Source organism: Salmonella sp. 741265055_HSA (assembly GCF_046569525.1).
Classification (GTDB): domain Bacteria; phylum Pseudomonadota; class Gammaproteobacteria; order Enterobacterales; family Enterobacteriaceae; genus Salmonella; species Salmonella enterica.
On record NZ_JBKFSQ010000003.1, the window covers coordinates 83,351 to 99,136 of the forward strand.

At 53.5% G+C, this 15,786-nt stretch carries 20 protein-coding genes; 8 read left to right on the forward strand and 12 right to left on the reverse strand.

What is annotated here, in order from left to right; genetic code table 11:
• Nucleotides 1–82 precede the first annotated feature (82 nt).
• The gene (gene greA / locus ACLD4K_RS02785; RefSeq protein ID WP_001148008.1) at nucleotides 83–559 is read right to left on the reverse strand and encodes a transcription elongation factor GreA; all 477 of its coding nucleotides are present in this window, start codon (nucleotides 557–559) and stop codon (nucleotides 83–85) included.
• A 247-nt stretch (nucleotides 560–806) separates the two neighbouring features.
• Between greA and dacB the strand changes: the two genes are divergently transcribed.
• A complete protein-coding gene (dacB, locus tag ACLD4K_RS02790; RefSeq protein ID WP_001212686.1) occupies nucleotides 807–2,240 on the forward strand; it encodes a serine-type D-Ala-D-Ala carboxypeptidase in 1,434 nt (477 codons plus the stop codon).
• 130 nt (nucleotides 2,241–2,370) lie between these two features.
• On the opposite strand, the gene cgtA is transcribed toward dacB, so the two are convergent.
• The 4 genes from cgtA to rplU all read right to left on the reverse strand — a co-directional run bounded on the left by cgtA (nucleotide 2,371) and on the right by rplU (nucleotide 5,242).
• Nucleotides 2,371–3,543 (reverse strand): Obg family GTPase CgtA, encoded by a 1,173-nt coding sequence (cgtA, locus tag ACLD4K_RS02795; RefSeq protein ID WP_411011357.1) that lies wholly within the window; start codon nucleotides 3,541–3,543, stop codon nucleotides 2,371–2,373.
• A gap of 15 nt (nucleotides 3,544–3,558) precedes the next feature.
• Entirely contained in the window at nucleotides 3,559–4,524 is a 966-nt protein-coding gene (locus ACLD4K_RS02800) for a DMT family transporter (protein WP_411011358.1), read from the reverse strand.
• A gap of 129 nt (nucleotides 4,525–4,653) precedes the next feature.
• Entirely contained in the window at nucleotides 4,654–4,911 is a 258-nt protein-coding gene (rpmA, locus tag ACLD4K_RS02805; RefSeq protein WP_000940593.1) for a 50S ribosomal protein L27, read from the reverse strand.
• Between the two features lie 19 nt (nucleotides 4,912–4,930).
• Entirely contained in the window at nucleotides 4,931–5,242 is a 312-nt protein-coding gene (rplU, locus tag ACLD4K_RS02810; protein ID WP_000271396.1) for a 50S ribosomal protein L21, read from the reverse strand.
• 257 nt (nucleotides 5,243–5,499) lie between these two features.
• Here rplU and ispB point away from each other — a divergent pair, with 257 nt between their 5' ends.
• Both ispB and sfsB read left to right on the forward strand, forming a co-directional pair.
• Nucleotides 5,500–6,471 (forward strand): octaprenyl diphosphate synthase, encoded by a 972-nt coding sequence (gene ispB / locus ACLD4K_RS02815; protein ID WP_001047354.1) that lies wholly within the window; start codon nucleotides 5,500–5,502, stop codon nucleotides 6,469–6,471.
• 232 nt (nucleotides 6,472–6,703) lie between these two features.
• On the forward strand, nucleotides 6,704–6,991 hold the full coding sequence (gene sfsB / locus ACLD4K_RS02820; protein ID WP_000444167.1) for a DNA-binding transcriptional regulator SfsB: 288 nt from the start codon (nucleotides 6,704–6,706) through the stop codon (nucleotides 6,989–6,991).
• A gap of 57 nt (nucleotides 6,992–7,048) precedes the next feature.
• Here sfsB and murA read toward each other — a convergent pair whose 3' ends face one another.
• From murA to mlaF, 7 genes are all read right to left on the reverse strand, one after another.
• Nucleotides 7,049–8,308: a UDP-N-acetylglucosamine 1-carboxyvinyltransferase gene (murA, locus tag ACLD4K_RS02825; RefSeq protein WP_000357288.1), complete on the reverse strand. Its 1,260-nt coding sequence runs from the start codon at nucleotides 8,306–8,308 to the stop codon at nucleotides 7,049–7,051.
• Between the two features lie 53 nt (nucleotides 8,309–8,361).
• Nucleotides 8,362–8,616 carry a BolA family iron metabolism protein IbaG gene (ibaG, locus tag ACLD4K_RS02830; RefSeq protein WP_001518349.1) on the reverse strand — a complete coding sequence of 85 codons (255 nt, stop codon included), beginning with the start codon at nucleotides 8,614–8,616 and terminating at the stop codon, nucleotides 8,362–8,364.
• A 187-nt stretch (nucleotides 8,617–8,803) separates the two neighbouring features.
• On the reverse strand, nucleotides 8,804–9,100 hold the full coding sequence (gene mlaB / locus ACLD4K_RS02835; RefSeq protein ID WP_079965357.1) for a lipid asymmetry maintenance protein MlaB: 297 nt from the start codon (nucleotides 9,098–9,100) through the stop codon (nucleotides 8,804–8,806).
• Complete coding sequence (gene mlaC / locus ACLD4K_RS02840; RefSeq protein WP_000476475.1) at nucleotides 9,100–9,735, reverse strand: phospholipid-binding protein MlaC; 636 nt, start codon at nucleotides 9,733–9,735, stop codon at nucleotides 9,100–9,102. The genes mlaB and mlaC overlap by 1 nt, the downstream gene beginning before the upstream one ends.
• 18 nt (nucleotides 9,736–9,753) lie before the next feature.
• Nucleotides 9,754–10,305, reverse strand: a complete 552-nt coding sequence (gene mlaD, locus ACLD4K_RS02845; RefSeq protein ID WP_001193591.1) for an outer membrane lipid asymmetry maintenance protein MlaD — start codon at nucleotides 10,303–10,305, stop codon at nucleotides 9,754–9,756.
• Nucleotides 10,306–10,309: 4 nt separating this feature from the next.
• Entirely contained in the window at nucleotides 10,310–11,092 is a 783-nt protein-coding gene (gene mlaE / locus ACLD4K_RS02850; protein ID WP_000925786.1) for a lipid asymmetry maintenance ABC transporter permease subunit MlaE, read from the reverse strand.
• 7 nt (nucleotides 11,093–11,099) lie between these two features.
• The gene (gene mlaF / locus ACLD4K_RS02855) at nucleotides 11,100–11,912 is read right to left on the reverse strand and encodes a phospholipid ABC transporter ATP-binding protein MlaF (protein WP_000531566.1); all 813 of its coding nucleotides are present in this window, start codon (nucleotides 11,910–11,912) and stop codon (nucleotides 11,100–11,102) included.
• A gap of 212 nt (nucleotides 11,913–12,124) precedes the next feature.
• Between mlaF and ACLD4K_RS02860 the strand changes: the two genes are divergently transcribed.
• Genes ACLD4K_RS02860 through lptA form a run of 5 tightly spaced genes read left to right on the forward strand, consistent with a single transcriptional unit; the run spans nucleotide 12,125 to nucleotide 15,784 of the window.
• On the forward strand, nucleotides 12,125–13,102 hold the full coding sequence (locus ACLD4K_RS02860) for a calcium/sodium antiporter (protein WP_000922742.1): 978 nt from the start codon (nucleotides 12,125–12,127) through the stop codon (nucleotides 13,100–13,102).
• 13 nt (nucleotides 13,103–13,115) lie between these two features.
• A complete protein-coding gene (gene kdsD, locus ACLD4K_RS02865; RefSeq protein ID WP_411011359.1) occupies nucleotides 13,116–14,102 on the forward strand; it encodes an arabinose-5-phosphate isomerase KdsD in 987 nt (328 codons plus the stop codon).
• A gap of 20 nt (nucleotides 14,103–14,122) precedes the next feature.
• Entirely contained in the window at nucleotides 14,123–14,689 is a 567-nt protein-coding gene (kdsC, locus tag ACLD4K_RS02870) for a 3-deoxy-manno-octulosonate-8-phosphatase KdsC (protein WP_183059365.1), read from the forward strand.
• Nucleotides 14,686–15,261, forward strand: a complete 576-nt coding sequence (gene lptC, locus ACLD4K_RS02875; RefSeq protein WP_371067093.1) for an LPS export ABC transporter periplasmic protein LptC — start codon at nucleotides 14,686–14,688, stop codon at nucleotides 15,259–15,261. The genes kdsC and lptC overlap by 4 nt, the downstream gene beginning before the upstream one ends.
• The gene (gene lptA / locus ACLD4K_RS02880) at nucleotides 15,230–15,784 is read left to right on the forward strand and encodes a lipopolysaccharide ABC transporter substrate-binding protein LptA (protein ID WP_000669770.1); all 555 of its coding nucleotides are present in this window, start codon (nucleotides 15,230–15,232) and stop codon (nucleotides 15,782–15,784) included. The genes lptC and lptA overlap by 32 nt, the downstream gene beginning before the upstream one ends.
• Nucleotides 15,785–15,786: the final 2 nt, after the last annotated feature.

The window sequence follows — 15,786 nt, forward strand, 5'->3', positions numbered from 1 at the left end:
GCTCTCTCCGTTGATAAAAGGCCGCTATGCGGCCTTTTTCCTTTCTTTACAATACACCAACAATTTGCGTATTGAGTACTACTTAAAGGTATTCCACTTTAAGCACTTCGTATTCCACATCGCCGCCAGGCGTTTTGATCACCACGACGTCATCCTGCTCTTTGCCGATCAGGCCGCGAGCGATTGGCGAGTTTACCGAAATGAGATTTTGCTTAAAATCCGCCTCATCATCGCCAACAATACGGTAGGTCTGCTCTTCGTCGGTGTCCAGGTTCAGCACCGTGACGGTAGCGCCGAAAATCACGCGACCATTGTTCGGCATTTTAGTGACATCAATCACCTGCGCATTCGACAGTTTTGCTTCGATATCTTTAATGCGCCCTTCGCAGAAACCCTGCTGTTCGCGTGCAGCATGATACTCCGCGTTTTCTTTTAAATCGCCATGTTCGCGCGCTTCGGCGATAGCGGCGATGATTTCAGGACGGCGCACAGATTTCAGAAAATCCAGCTCTTCGCGCAGTTTTTCGGCTCCGCGTAAGGTCATCGGAATAGCTTGCATTTGTTATACCTCTTGAACATTCCTGTAGGGGGCAATGAACTCTACCCCGGCTGCTAAGCCAGCCCCGGCATATGCCATACCAGGGTCAGAAGCAAAAAAACACCAACCCGGGCGCGCAGTCCCAGGTCAGCTACAATTTCCTCTTTGATAACCATTTTACCCTGGAGTTCCCTATGGGTCATCGTTTACTTTTTAGGGCGTTGCGCCGTAGTATGACGGCTTGTTTCCAGGGTGTTAGCGCGAGATTATGCGATTTTCCAGATTTATCATCGGATTGACCACCAGTATAGCGTTCAGCGTTCAGGCCGCGAATATTGACGAATACATCAAACAGCTTCCGGCCGGCGCCAACCTCGCGCTGATGGTGCAAAAGATTGGCGCGCCCGCGCCGGCTATTGATTATCATAGTCAGCAGATGGCGCTTCCCGCCAGTACCCAAAAGGTGATTACCGCGCTGGCGGCGCTGATTCAACTCGGCCCGGATTTCCGTTTTACGACCACGCTGGAGACTAAAGGCAACGTCGATAACGGCATCCTGAAAGGTGACGTAATTGCGCGCTTCGGTGGCGATCCAACGCTAAGACGTCAGGATATTCGCAATATGGTCGCGACGCTGAAAAAGTCCGGCGTCACGCAAATCGACGGCAATGTGCTTATCGACACGTCGATTTTCGCCAGCCACGATAAAGCGCCAGGCTGGCCGTGGAACGACCTGACGCAGTGTTTCAGCGCGCCTCCCGCCGCCGCCATTGTTGACCGCAACTGTTTTTCTGTGTCGCTTTATAGCGCGCAAAAACCAAACGATTTAGCCTTTATTCGCGTGGCCTCTTATTATCCGGTAACGATGTTCAGCCAGGTACGGACTCTGCCGCGCGGTTCGGCAGACGCGCAGTATTGCGAGCTGGATGTTGTGCCTGGCGATTTGAACCGTTATACGCTTACCGGCTGTTTACCACAGCGCGCCGACCCGCTGCCGCTGGCCTTTGCTATTCAGGACGGTGCCAGCTACGCGGGCGCGATCCTCAAGCAGGAACTGAAAGAGGCCGGGATAACTTACCGCGGCACGCTGCTGCGCCAGACGCAGGTTAACGAGCCCGGAACGATCGTCGCCAGTAAACAGTCGGCGCCACTGCACGATCTGCTTAAGATTATGCTGAAAAAGTCAGACAACATGATCGCCGATACTGTTTTTCGGATGATTGGTCATGTCAGGTTTAACGTGCCTGGCACCTGGCGGGCGGGATCGGATGCCGTTCGCCAGATCCTGCGCCAACAGGCGGGAATTGATATCGGCAATACCATTATTGCCGACGGTTCCGGTCTTTCTCGCCATAATCTGATCGCTCCCGCTACGATGATGCAGGTGCTGCAATATATCGCCCAACACGATAACGAGCTGAACTTTATCTCTATGCTGCCGCTGGCGGGCTATGATGGTTCATTGCAATACCGCGCCGGGCTACATCAGGCGGGCGTAGACGGTAAGGTTTCGGCGAAAACCGGGTCACTGCAGGGCGTGTATAATCTGGCGGGCTTTATTACCACCGCAAGCGGGCAACGGATGGCATTTGTACAGTATTTGTCCGGCTACGCGGTTCCACCTGCTGACCAGCGTAATCGCCGAATCCCGCTGGTACGCTTCGAGAGTCGGTTATACAAGGATATTTATCAGAATAACTGAGTGCATTATTGCCGGATGGCGGCGCTAACGCGTTTTATCCGGCCTACAACGAACATAATAAAACGGGCCGCAAATGCGGCCCGTTGGCTTTTGTAGGCCGGATAAGCGTAAGCGCCATCCGACTACGAGATTAACGTTTGTAGATGAACTCGACGCCTTCTTCGTCGTCTTCATCCCAGTCGTCATCCCAGTCATCGTCTACGTCTTCTTCCACTTCAGCCAACTGCTGGCGATGATAATCGTCCCACATGAACTCGACTTTTTCCGGCTGTTTTGCTTCTTCAGCCTGCGCGATCGGATTCTCGATGATAAAGGTCATCACATCCCAGCAGAGATCTTTCACCCCTAGCTGACTGGCGGCGGAAATCAGATAGTATTTCCCTTCCCAGCCCAACGCTTCGGCGATCGCTTTCGCTTTCTCTTCCGCTTCGGTTTTATCCATCAGATCGATCTTGTTGAACACTAACCAGCGCGGTTTAGCCGCCAGATCCTGGCTGTATTTTTCCAGTTCGCCAATAATGATACGGGCGTTTTCCACCGGATCGGAACCGTCGATCGGATCGATATCAATGAGGTGCAGCAGTACGCGGCAACGTTCGAGGTGCTTCAGGAAGCGAATCCCCAGGCCCGCGCCTTCCGCCGCGCCTTCGATCAACCCCGGAATGTCGGCCACCACAAAACTCTTTTCGCTGTCCATACGTACCACGCCCAGGCTCGGCACCAGCGTGGTAAACGGATAGTCCGCGACTTTCGGTTTTGCTGCCGATACCGCGCGAATGAACGTTGATTTACCGGCGTTTGGCATCCCCAGCATCCCGACATCCGCCAGCAGCATCAGTTCCAGCAGCAGGTCGCGCTTATCGCCCGGCGTACCATTGGTTTTCTGGCGCGGCGTACGGTTAACCGAGGATTTAAAACGGGTATTGCCTAACCCATGCCAGCCGCCCTTCGCGACCAACAGACGCTGACCGTGTTTGGTCATGTCGCCCATCGTTTCACCGGTTCCCTGGTCGATAACGCGCGTACCGACCGGCACTTTAATGGTCACGTCTTTACCGCGTTTACCGGTACAGTCGCGGCTCGCGCCATTCTGACCACGTTCAGCGCGGAACGATTTTTCAAAGCGGTAATCGATCAGAGTATTCAGGTTTTCATCGGCTTCCATCCAGACGTCGCCGCCGTCGCCGCCATCACCGCCGTCCGGGCCGCCTTTCGGGATATATTTTTCGCGGCGGAAGCTCACACAGCCATTACCGCCATCGCCTGCAACGACCAGAATCGATGCTTCATCAACAAACTTCATTTTATTCTCCGTAAATCATTCGCCTGAGCGGGGTTGCGAAACCACCGTTTCATGCTTGCGTAAACCGCCCCAAATACGATGACCAATGGCGGAATACATCGCGCCCGCAACCACGACAAACGCACCGAGATAACCTAAAAGGTTTAACATCGGTCTGGCGAAGAAATCGGGCCAGGCCATAGATAAAAGATCTGAAAACAGCAGGGTAAATAGCGGTGTAAGCGTGATTATCGCGCTCACCTGCGCCGCCTGCCAACGCGCCATCGCTTCCGCCAGGGCGCCATATCCTACCAGCGTATTTAGCCCGCAGAAAATCAAACAGGCGAGCTGCCAGTCGCTCAGTTGCGCTATCACCATCGGTTTTGCCAGCGGCAAGAGCGCTATCGTACATAAAGTGTACAGTAAAAACAGGATCTGCTGCGAGGCCAGACGTCGCAATAATACTTTTTGCGCCACGCCATAGCTCACCCACACCATCGCCGCGCCTACGCCAAAAATAACGCCCCAGGTGTAGTCGGTCAGTCGGGTAAAAATCTCGATCAGACTGGTGTTAAAAAACATCACCAGCCCGCTCAATAACATCAGCGCGCCAATCACCTGCGTACCGCGCATCTTTTCTTTCAGAATAAAGACGCTGGCGACCATCATGCCAACCGGCGAGAGCTGGCCGATAACCTGCGACGCGGTTGGGCTTAAATATTGCAGGGAAGAACTGAACAAAATGAAATTACCGAACAGTCCGCAGGTCGCTATCGCCAATAACACCAACCAGCGCGGCTTACGAAAAATACGCAGCGGCGGCAGCTTTCTTTTTACTACCAGTATCGCCCCGAGGCCAATACTGGCCATGAAGAAGCGGTAGAAGACAATGGTTGGAGGCTCCATTACCTCCAGCACTTGCTTCATTGCTATTGGCAACGCTCCCCAGCACATCGCGGTAGTGAGCGCTAAAAGAATGCCAATGCCTGCCTGCTGCTTCATGCCGTGTTCCCTGCAAAGACCCGTTAACGGCATTCGTACAGCCACACGGGTATATTTTAGTCGGCCATCGAATGTAAAAAGCCCCGCAACAGGTGCGGGGCTTTCATCCGTTACCGGACCACAAAAAACTTACTCAGCAACGATGCTGATGTATTTACGGTTTTTCGGGCCTTTAACTTCGAATTTCACTTTACCGTCTGCTTTAGCAAACAGAGTGTGGTCACGACCGCAACCAACGTTGGTGCCAGCGTGGAATTTAGTACCACGTTGACGAACGATGATGCTGCCTGCCAGAACTGCTTCACCGCCAAAGCGTTTTACGCCCAGACGTTTAGCTTCAGAATCGCGACCGTTACGAGTCGAGCCGCCAGCCTTTTTATGTGCCATTTAATCTGCTCCCCTAATCTTAAGCGCTGATGCCGGTAATTTTCACATCAGTGAACCACTGACGATGGCCCTGCTGCTTACGGTAGTGTTTACGGCGACGAAACTTAACGATTTTAACTTTCTCGCCACGACCGTGGGCAACAACTTCAGCTTTGATTACGCCGCCATCAACGAAAGGAACGCCGATTTTGACTTCTTCACCGTTTGCGATCATCAGAACTTCAGCGAACTCGATAGTTTCGCCAGTTGCGATGTCCAGCTTTTCCAGGCGAACGGTCTGACCTTCGCTTACTCGGTGTTGTTTACCACCACTTTGGAAAACCGCGTACATAAAAAACTCCGCTTCCGCGCACACCTTTCAATGATTCAGAGCGCGCTATAAATATTCACAATAGGGCGCGAATATTACGCAAATTGCACGGCTTTGACAAGTGCTACCATCAATACATGAAGAAAAAAAACACAACGCATACGGTAACGTTTATCTGCGGCGTTTTTTCAGTACAATCAGGGTATATTTCTAACCATAAACCCTACGTTACCTCATTCAGACATGGGATAATCGGGGCGATAAGCCCGGCTTTTGCGATGAATTTAGAAAAAATCAACGAGTTAACCGCGCAAGATATGGCGGGTGTCAATGCGACAATCCTTGAACAGCTTAATTCCGATGTTCAACTGATTAATCAGCTAGGATATTACATTATTAGCGGCGGCGGAAAACGCATTCGTCCGATGATTGCCGTTCTTGCCGCGCGTGCGGTGGGTTATCAGGGTAACGCGCACGTGACTATCGCCGCTCTGATCGAGTTTATCCACACGGCGACGCTGCTACATGATGATGTGGTGGATGAATCCGATATGCGTCGCGGCAAAGCGACGGCAAATGCCGCCTTCGGTAATGCTGCCAGCGTGTTGGTCGGCGACTTTATCTATACCCGCGCCTTCCAGATGATGACCAGCCTCGGCTCGTTAAAAGTGCTGGAAGTGATGTCGGAAGCGGTCAACGTGATTGCAGAAGGCGAAGTGCTGCAATTGATGAACGTGAATGACCCGGACATTACCGAAGAAAATTACATGCGGGTGATTTACAGTAAAACGGCGCGTCTGTTCGAAGCCGCCGCCCAGTGCTCCGGTATTCTTGCCGGTTGTACGCCTGAGCAAGAGAAAGGGTTGCAGGACTATGGCCGCTACCTTGGTACGGCTTTCCAGCTCATTGACGATCTGCTGGATTACAGCGCCGACGGCGAGCATCTCGGTAAAAATGTGGGTGATGACCTCAATGAGGGCAAACCCACCTTACCGTTGCTTCACGCCATGCGCCACGGTACGCCAGAACAATCAGCGATGATCCGTACCGCTATTGAACAAGGTAATGGCCGTCATCTTCTGGAACCGGTTCTGGAAGCGATGACCACCTGCGGCTCGCTGGAATGGACGCGTCAGCGAGCGGAAGAAGAAGCCGACAAAGCGATATCCGCGTTGCAGATATTGCCGGATACTCCCTGGCGTGAGGCGCTAATCGGTCTCGCACACATCGCGGTGCAGCGCGATCGTTAATACCGTTCTCTTATCCCGCGTACTGCGCGGGATACCCCATTAAGTTCTAATAAATTCCATATAATCTATTGCCTGTCTTTTTATATACCCATATACGGCTTTCCCTGGCATATTCTGAATATTGCTGCCACTTACATGAACTTTTTAGAACATTCTTTCACGAAGCGTTATAGTATCGAACGTCGTCGGGTTGTTAAAACCGTAAGTGATTAACCTAAGGAGTGATGGATGTATGGAAAGCAAGCTTATTGACTGGCATCCGGCCGATATCATTGCCGGACTACGTAAAAAAGGGACTTCAATGGCCGCTGAGTCACGTCGGAATGGATTGAGTTCATCCACGCTGGCCAATGCATTAACGCGCCCGTGGCCGAAAGGAGAGTTGATTATCGCGAAAGCATTGGGAACGGAACCCTGGGTTATTTGGCCATCGCGTTATCACGATCCGCGCACGCATGAGTTTATCGACAGAACGCGGCTTATGAGAGCGCGTAATAAAGACAAACAGAATGTAGAGTAAGAGCCTGTAAAACAACCCCCGCATCGCGTTCGCGGGGGTTATTCAGCGTACAGAAGGTTATTCGCCTTTCACGCGTTCAATATTCGCGCCGAGCGCGCGCAGTTTGTCTTCGATGCGTTCATAACCGCGATCGATGTGATAAATGCGATCCACAATCGTCGTGCCTTCCGCAATACAGCCCGCCAGCACCAGGCTCGCAGATGCCCGCAGATCTGTCGCCATGACCTGGGCGCCAGAGAGCGTTTCTACGCCATGGCATATGACGGTATTGCTTTCAATTTCCGCACGCGCGCCCATGCGACTGAGTTCAGGCACGTGCATAAAACGGTTTTCAAAGACGGTTTCAGTGATAAAGCCCGTCCCTTCCGCCACCAGGTTCAGCAACGTGAACTGCGCCTGCATATCGGTCGGGAATGCCGGGTGCGGTGCGGTACGGACATTGACCGCCTTCGGTCGTTTGCCGTGCATGTCCAGACTAATCCAGTCCTCGCCCACTTCGATATCCGCGCCAGCATCGCGCAGTTTCGCCAGTACCGCGTCCAGAGTGTCCGGTTGCGCGTTACGGCAGAGGATTTTGCCGCGAGAGATCGCTGCCGCCACCAGGAAAGTCCCCGTTTCGATACGATCCGGCAGCACACGATAAACGCCGCCGCCCAGACGCTCTACGCCCTCGATCGTAATACGGTCGGTGCCCTGCCCGGCGATCTTCGCCCCCAGCGTAACCAGGAAGTTAGCGGTGTCGACAATTTCCGGCTCGCGCGCGGCGTTTTCAATGATGGTCGTCCCTTCCGCCAGCGTAGCAGCGCACATAATGGTGACGGTCGCGCCGACGCTGACCTTATCCATCACGATATGCGCCCCTTTAAGACGTCCTTCGACGGAGGCCTTTACGTAGCCCTCTTCCAGCTTGATGGTCGCACCCAGTTGTTCCAGACCGGTAATATGCAGATCAACCGGACGCGCGCCGATAGTACAGCCCCCCGGCAGAGAGACTTGTCCCTGACCAAAACGGGCAACCAGCGGCCCCAGCGCCCATATCGAGGCGCGCATGGTCTTAACCAGATCATAAGGCGCGCAGAACACGTTCACCTGGCTGGCGTCAATGTGTACCGATCCATTGCGTTCCACTTTTGCGCCTAATTGGCTCAGGAGCTTCATCGACGTATCCACGTCTTTCAGTTTTGGAACGTTTTGGATCTCTACCGGTTCTTCTGCCAGCAGAGCGGCGAACAGGATCGGCAGCGCGGCGTTTTTGGCGCCGGAAATTGTGACTTCGCCCTGGAGCGTCGTTGGCCCCTGTACACGAAATTTATCCATTATTGTATTCTCAGTTAAGCATTCATCTCCGCTACCGGCAGGTTACCCGTAGCTTAAAATCCGTTAAGTTTACGATCGCGCGCCCATTCCGCCGGGGTATACGCTTTGATCGATACGGCATGGATACGGTTGTCCGCAATGTACTCCATTAGCGGCCCATAGACCGTTTGCTGTTTCTTGACCCGGCTCATGCCGTCAAACATCTCGCCCACGGCAATAACCTGAAAGTGACTGCCATCGCCGGAGACGTGGACTTCCTGGAGGGAGAGGGCATTCATCAGCACACTCTGAATTTCATGATTTTCCATGGGTTCTTTATTCGTCAAATAGTGAAAACAGCCCAACATCTTAGAGCAAAGTCGCGCCGTCTTAAATAAGCAAAAGATTACGCTGATAAATCAGCGCGGTAAAAGTGCCGGATGGTGCTGCTAACGCAACTTATCCGGCCTACGGGGATCATGCGAAGTGTAGGCCGGATAAACCATCCGGCATTCATTACATACGGGGAAGTACGTCTTCGGGCAAGTTATATAATTGCGCCAGCGCGTAAACCTTGTCGTTAACGCCAGACAGCGATACGGCATTGCCCTGCTTTTTTGCCTGGTTCACAAGGTGCGCCAGCAGCGCCAGTCCCCCCGTATCCACCCTGGAGATCTGGCTCAGGTCGATACGGGTAACGCCAGTCATCGCTTCTACGCGCGCGTCCCATAGCGGCGACAACACGTCCTGATCCAGCTCTCCCGCCAGCACCAGAGTGTCCGCCTCACGCGTCCAGGTGAGTTGCGGCGTCATTACTGTTTCTCGTCCAAAGTAATTTTCTGTTGAGAGATAGATTTCAGTTGTGCGGTCAGGCCGTCGATGCCTTTAGTACGCAGCAGATCGCTCCACTCATTTTGCTTGGTGGTGATCATGCTGACACCTTCCGCAATCATGTCATACGCCTGCCAGTTGCCGGTCTGGGTGTTTTTGCGCCACTGGAAATCCAGGCGTACCGGCGGACGACCGTTGGGATCGATAATCGTTACACGGATAGGCACAATGGTCGCATCGCCCAGCGGTTGCTCAGGCGCTATCTGGTAAGTCTGGCCGTGGTACATCGCCAGCGCCTGACCGTATGCCTGTTTCAGGTATTCGCGAAACGCTGCAAAATAGGCTTCACGCTGCGCCGGGGTCGCCTCTTTGTAGTAGCGGCCCAACACCAGCGCGCCGGCATATTTTACCTGCACGTACGGCAGAAGTTCCTGATCAACAACGTCGCGCAGGTAATCCGGATTGGCACGAATTTTCGGCTGTTCGTTTTTCAGGCGATCAAAAGTTTTCTGCGCCGCCTCGTTCATCAGTTTATAAGGATTGCTCTGATCCGCTGCCGTTGCTGCGCTTAATGGCGCAATGACCAGCAGGGCCACCATCATCAGTCGTTTAAACATGCCTCAATTCTCCTGAGATTATTTCGTTTCGCCCGCGGGCGTTGTGGCTTCAGTATGGCCTTCCGTTGCGGCTGGCGCATCGCCAGAATTCTTATTGTCGTCGCCTTTGCTGTTATAAAGGAACTGGCCAATCATATCTTCCAGCACCATTGCAGACTTGGTGTCCTGAATCGTACTCCCATCTTTGAGGATAGACGTTCCCAGCTCAGGATCTTCAAAACCGACGTTTAATGCCAGATATTGCTCCCCCAGCAGCCCGGAAGTACGAATACTCAACGAGCTGGTATCGGGAATATGGTTATAACGCTCTTCGATGTCGAGCGTTACGCGCGGCAGGTATGTTTTCGGATCAAGCGAGATATCTTCAACCCGCCCGACAACCACCCCGCCGATGCGTACCGGGGAACGCACTTTCAGACCGCCGATGTTATCGAAGGTCGCATAAACCTTATAGGTCGGCTCCGTGCGCATAGAGGTCACATTTGCCGCCTTCAGGCAAACAAACAGCGCCGCCAGCAACGCTACCAGCAAAAAAACGCCTACCCAAATTTCATTTTTTTTCGTTTGCATGAACTCAATTCCCAAACATCAGTGCGGTCAGCACAAAATCCAGCCCCAGAACGGCCAACGATGCGTGAACCACGGTACGCGTCGTTGCCCGGCTAATCCCGGCAGAAGTTGGTATTGCGTCATAACCGTTGAATAACGCAATCCATGTTACCGTAATGGCGAACACCACGCTCTTTATCAGACAGTTCACCAGATCCATACGCCAGTCGACGGCATTCTGCATCGCGGACCAGAAGAACCCGGCGTCGATTCCTTTCCAGCTTACGCCGACCAGCGAGCCGCCCCAGATACCGACCGCCACAAAGATAATGGTCAGTAGCGGCAACGAAATCACGCCCGCCCAAAAGCGCGGCGAAATCACCCGGCGCAATGGATCGACCGCCATCATCTCCATACTGGAGAGCTGCTCCGTCGCCCGCATCAGGCCGATTTCCGCCGTCAACGCCGACCCGGCCCGCCCGGCAAACAGCAACGCCGCGACCACCGGCCCCAGCTCGCGCAGCAGCGAAAGCGCCACTAACATGCCAAGACTGGTCTCCGCGCTGTAAGTGGTCAGAACCAGATAGCCTTGCAGCCCCAGCACCATACCGATGAATACGCCGGAGACAATAATGATAAGCATCGACAAGACGCCCACATTATAAAGCTGGCGCACCAGCAGCGGCGCATGTTTGCGAAACTCCGGCTTACCGATAATCGCATTGAATAACATTAACCCGGCGCGCCCGAACGTCCTGACGGTTTTGATCCCGCTGTGTCCGAGTGCTGCCAGCGCATTTAACAGCATGAGTGGCTTAACTCCCCGTTTCGAGTAAATCAAGGTGATAGTCGCCCGCCGGATAGCGGAACGGAACCGGCCCGTCGGCAATGCCGTCAAGGAACTGACGCACGCGCGGGTCCGTATTCTCCTGCAACGCCTGAGCGCTACCGTGAGCGACGATTTTTTTGTCCGCCATGATCCAGGCGTGATCCGCAATACTGAGCACCTCTGGCACATCATGAGAGACCACCACGCAGGTCACGCCCAGCGCGCTGTTCAATTCTGAAATCAGCTTCACCAGAACGCCCATGGTAATCGGGTCCTGGCCGACAAACGGCTCATCGAACATGATGAGATCCGGTTCCAGAGCGATGGCGCGCGCCAACGCGGCACGGCGCGCCATCCCACCGGAGAGCTCGGAAGGCATCAGTTTTGCCGCGCCGCGCAGCCCGACAGCTTCTAGTTTCATCATCACGACGCTTTTTAGCAGCGGCGCGGGTAAATTGGTGTGCTCCCGTAGCGGATAGGCCACATTGTCAAACACGTTCATGTCGGTAAACAGCGCTCCCGACTGAAACAGCATACTCATACGTTTGCGGACGGTGTAGAGCCGCGAACGGGACATGGCCGGCACATTCTCGCCATCAAATAAGATCTCGCCCTTATCCGGCGGGATCTGTCCGCCAATCAGGCGCAACAGCGTGGTTTTACCGATGCCCGACGGCCCCATGATCGCCGTGATCTTCCCGCGCGGCACCGTCAGGGAAATATTATCGAAAATGCAGCGTTCGCCACGGGAAAAGCTGACGTCGCGCATATCGACTAAATTGGCCGCAGACTGACCCATTGATTCATCCTTCGTATTGCCTTGTTGAGGTAACCATGGCGCTGAATTTAACCATGGGTTCGACATAATTACAGAATATTAACTGACAGGGTTAGCGAAAGCTGGCATTCGTTTTACTTTTTAGCCGCATAAAGTCAAAATTAGGACTTCGTTACGGCTTCCAGATATCCCTTCCAGGGGACCGGCGAGTATACCTGAAGAAAGGACTTTAGATGCTTTTAGCGATGGCGCTACTCATAATTGGTTTGCTTCTGGTGGCCTACGGCGCCGATCGTCTGGTGTTTGCGGCCTCTATTTTATGCCGTACATTCGGTATTCCCCCGCTGATCATCGGGATGACGGTAGTGAGTATCGGCACCTCGCTGCCGGAAATTATTGTGTCGGTCGCCGCATCGCTACACGGTCAGCTCGATTTGGCCGTCGGCGCGGCGCTCGGTTCTAACATCACCAATATTTTGCTGATCTTAGGGCTGGCGGCACTGGTTCGTCCATTTACCGTGCATTCCGATGTTTTACGTCGCGAATTGCCATTAATGTTATTTGTTAGCGTGGTAGCCGGTTCCGTACTGCATGACGGACAGTTAAGCCGCAGTGATGGTATCTTTCTCCTGCTTCTGGCTGTGCTATGGCTGTTATTCATTGTTAAAATCGCGCGTCTGGCCGAACGCCAGGGGAATGACAGCCTCACCCGCGAACAACTGGCGGAGCTGCCGCGCGAAGGCGGGCTCCCCGTCGCGTTCTTATGGCTGGGCATTGCGCTGGTCATCATGCCGATGGCGACGCGCATGGTAATCGATAACGCTACAGTGCTGGCGAACTATTTCGCCATGAGTGAATTAACGCTCGGTCTGACAGTCATCGCCGTCGGCACCAGTCTGCCAGAGCTGGCGACGGCGATTGCCGGCGTGCGAAAAGGCGAAAATGATATTGCCGTTGGTAATCTCATTGGTGCCAATATTTTTAATCTCGCCATCGTGCTGGGGCTGCCTGCGCTGATCGCGCCGGGGGAGATCAACCCGCTGGCGTTTGGGCGTGATTATAGCGTGATGTTGCTGGTTAGCGTGGTTTTCGCTTTACTTTGCTGGCGGCATCCGCGCCAGATTGGTCGGGGCGCAGGTATACTGCTGACCGGCGGGTTTATCGTATGGCTGGCGATGCTCTATTGGCTATCGCCACTTCTTGTTGGATAACTGGAAACGGATTATGTCGCATTTAGCGTTGCAACCGGGGTTTGACTTTCAGCAGGCAGGCAAAGAGGTCCTGGAAATTGAACGTGAAGGCCTGGCGGAGCTTGATCAATATATCAACCAGGATTTCACGCTGGCCTGTGAAAAAATGTTCAACTGCACCGGAAAAGTGGTGGTCATGGGGATGGGAAAATCCGGTCATATCGGACGGAAAATGGCCGCCACGTTCGCCAGTACCGGCACCTCTTCCTTTTTTGTACATCCGGGCGAAGCCGCGCACGGCGATTTGGGGATGGTTACGCCGCAGGATGTGGTTATCGCTATCTCCAATTCCGGCGAATCCAGCGAGATCGCGGCGCTAATACCGGTGCTTAAACGTCTGCACGTACCGTTAATTTGCATTACCGGGCGACCGGAAAGCAGCATGGCGCGTGCGGCAGATGTGCATCTGTGTGTTAAAGTGCCCAAAGAAGCGTGTCCGTTAGGCCTGGCGCCTACCACTAGTACCACCGCAACGCTGGTGATGGGTGACGCGCTCGCCGTGGCATTGTTAAAAGCGCGCGGCTTTACCGCCGAGGATTTCGCTCTGTCGCATCCTGGCGGCGCGCTGGGACGTAAGCTACTGCTGCGCGTAAGCGATATTATGCATACTGGCGATGAGATCCCGCATGTTAATAAACATGCCACCCTGCGTGATGCGCTGTTAGAAATTACGCGTAAAAATCTCGGTATGACCGTCATTTGCGATGAATCCATGAAGATCGACGGTATCTTCACCGACGGCGATTTACGTCGCGTGTTCGATATGGGCGGCGATATGCGCCTGTTGGGGATCGCCGAGGTGATGACGCCAGGGGGTATTCGCGTGCGCCCCGGTATTCTCGCTGTCGATGCGCTGAATTTAATGCAGTCCCGCCATATCACCTCCGTACTGGTTGCTGATGGCGACCAGTTACTCGGTGTGTTACATATGCATGATCTCCTGCGTGCAGGCGTCGTGTAGAAACTCAAGGATAATTAACGATGAGTAAAGCAGGTGCGTCGCTTGCGACCTGTTATGGCCCCGTCAGCACCCACGTCATGACCAGGGCGGAGAATATCCGCCTGCTCATCCTGGACGTGGATGGCGTATTGTCTGACGGCCTGATTTATATGGGCAATAACGGCGAAGAGCTGAAGGCTTTCAACGTTCGTGACGGCTATGGTATTCGCTGTGCTTTGACCTCCAATATCGAGGTTGCCATTATTACCGGACGAAAGGCTAAACTTGTAGAAGATCGCTGCGCCACGCTGGGGATTGTCCATCTTTATCAGGGACAGTCGAATAAGCTGATCGCCTTTAGCGATCTGCTGGAAAAACTGGCCATTGCGCCGGAAAATGTTGCCTATGTCGGCGATGATCTGATTGACTGGCCGGTGATGGAAAAAGTGGGGTTAAGCGTTGCCGTTGCGGATGCGCATCCGCTGCTGATCCCCCGCGCTGACTATGTGACGCACATTGCTGGCGGGCGCGGCGCGGTACGTGAGGTGTGCGATTTGCTGCTGCTGGCGCAGGGCAAGCTGGATGAGGCCAAAGGGCAATCGATATGAGTAAAACCAGACGTTGGGTTATCATTCTACTGTCGCTGGCCATTCTGGTACTGATTGGTATCAATCTGGCGGATAAAGACGATCCTGCTGCCGTGATGGTCAACAGCAACGATCCCACGTATAAAAGCGAGCATACGGATACCGTCGTGTACAGTCCGGAAGGCGCGTTGAGCTATCGGCTGATCGCGCAGCACGTTGAATATTTTTCCGATCAGGCGATCTCATGGTTTACACAACCGGTATTAACCACCTTTGATAAGGATAAAGTGCCAACATGGTCGATCAAAGCCGATAAAGCCAAATTGACTAACGATCGAATGCTCTATCTGTATGGCCATGTTGAAGTCAACGCCCTGGTGCCTGACGCTCAATTACGCAGAATTACCACCGATAACGCGCAGATTAATCTGGTGACGCAGGATGTTACCTCGAACGATCTGGTGACGTTATACGGCACAACATTTAACTCCAGCGGACTGAAAATGCGCGGTAACTTACGCAGCAAGAACGCCGAGCTGATTGAAAAGGTTAGAACCTCTTATGAAATTCAAAACAAACAAACTCAGCCTTAATCTTATGCTTGCCGGCTCGCTGCTGGCCGCCAGCATTCCGGCCTTCGCCGTCACGGGCGATACCGAACAGCCTATTCATATTGACTCGGATCAACAGTCGCTGGATATGCAAGGCAACGTCGTGACCTTTACGGGCAACGTGGTGATGACCCAGGGCACGATTAAGATCAACGCCGATAAAGTCGTGGTTACCCGCCCAGGCGGCGAACAGGGGAAAGAGGTGATCGACGGTTACGGCAATCCGGCCACCTTCTACCAGATGCAGGACAACGGTAAGCCGGTGAAAGGCCACGCTTCCCATATGCACTACGAGCTGGCGAAAGATTTTGTGGTGCTGACCGGCAACGCTTATCTGGAGCAGCTTGACAGCAACATTACCGGCGACAAAATCACCTACCTGGTGAAAGAGCAGAAAATGCAGGCCTTCAGCGAGAAAGGCAAACGCGTCACCACCGTTCTGGTGCCATCGCAGTTGCAAGACAAAAACAAAGGCCAGACTCCGGCGCAAAAGAAGAGTAACTAATT